Here is a 1,652-nt window from a genome sequence, read left to right as displayed (position 1 = left end):
ACCAAAGGAGCATTTTTAGAAGGTACAACCAATAAATTCTCTGGTTATGAGTTAGGTACAGTTCGTCGCTCTTGCTGGTTTTACTTTACTTTGGGGAAAAAGCCTAGCGATCAAACTAGCACTGCTGTAGTGTCTTTTTCTCCCATTGATGCCATTTCAGTAGCTATACTGCAATATCAGGTTAAAGGAATACCAGAAAACAGAACAGTTTACATGGCAGTAGATGACACTTCAAGTTTACCTGTTGAAAGATTACGTAATGTGACTCATGTACAGGTAGCTTTTAGCCAACCAACAATGGCACGGGCTGTTAGACAACTACTGCCACACTCGACTCAACTCAAGTGCGAAACTGGGGATTGGAATACGCAGTTAGTCAATTTCTCTCGTCAATTACAACAACGATACTCACAACAAAACAATCAAGAATTAGAACTATAGTTATTTCAAAAGTCAAGCTACTCTAGTACCAATTTTTTCAGTACCAAAGTAGCTAGTAAAGAGTTTTAGCTATCAATAATATTGGGGTGAAATTTACCTAAAACCTTGATGAGTAATCAGTTAATAAAGCAAGTATTTGACCTAATCAAACTTAACAATAAGCTGATTGCTGTCGAGTCTCCATTACAAGAAAGGCTCCGGCTACTCACCAATCTAGCTTGTCAATGCCAACACCTGGGCATTAACTGTTACCTGTGGACGCTAGAAGATGATGCGCTACACCAGTTATCTACTAACGAGGAGGGATTAAGTTTACAAAGTGTTGACCAGTATCAGGCTAGCGCCAAAAATCGACGCGAACATTACTTTGAAATTCTACGGTTTTGGAAAACCACCGATTTATCAGGAATCCTGATACTGGAGGGCATATTCCCCTGGCTGGGAGAGTCCAACACTGACCCCGATTTCTTTCTGACCTCCGAGTGGATCAAGTCAGCTTTAATTAACCTGAAGCTGTACAATCACTCTTGCAACAAGACAGCGATTCTCTTAGGGCCAAACGCTACTGTGTCATCTGATATTGCTCCCGAAGTTCCCACCATTGTGCAACAACTACCAAATATTGAGGAAATTAAAACTCACCTACTCAAAGTATTGCCCGATTACAATCAATCATCTATTCATGCGACTGCGAACGCTGGTATGGGAATGTACTTGGCAGATATTGACTATGGTATTCGACAGGCGATCGCAGTTGGCGTGGGTGATACGGACGAATTGATCGCCGAACTATCCGCTTACAAAATTGAACTGTTCAAGCGGATTTACAATATTCAATTCCTCCAGCCTCCGCCTACAGCTATTGGGGGGCTGGAACTGATGCAACAAGCGTTTAAAACATACAAACGTTTGTTGACAACACTAGCAAAAGAGTACAATCTTCGCTTACCCAAGGGGATTTTACTAATCGGCCCACCAGGGACAGGAAAATCTTACTCGGCTAAAGCTTGTTCTCAGCAATTGGAGCTACCTCTGATTATTTTGGAGTGGGGGAATTTCCGCAGTTACGGTAATTTGGCTGAATATAAGCTCAAGAATTTACTCGCACTCACAGATCGGATAAACCGTATAATATTATACTTAGATGATTTTGATAAGGGATTCGCCGGGGATGATGATTTATCCAAACGCCTAGCTGGTATGCTTTTGAC

The 1,652-nt window shown here is 41.6% G+C and carries 1 protein-coding gene and 1 pseudogene; both read left to right on the top strand.

What is annotated here, in order from left to right; translation table 11 throughout:
* Positions 1-441, top strand: a pseudogene (locus ACM0OY_RS40320) (mobilization protein); the annotation flags it as partial.
* A 108-nt stretch (positions 442-549) separates the two neighbouring features.
* Positions 550-1,652, top strand: a 1,103-nt coding sequence (locus tag ACM0OY_RS40315) for an AAA family ATPase (protein WP_414574286.1), incomplete at its 3' end; no start/stop codon positions are given.

The organism is Nostoc sp. CCY 9925 (assembly GCF_963920935.1).
GTDB lineage: Bacteria > Cyanobacteriota > Cyanobacteriia > Cyanobacteriales > Nostocaceae > Nostoc.
Note: the sequence above shows the minus strand (reverse complement) of the source record. Positions and strands in the feature narration are given on the sequence as shown.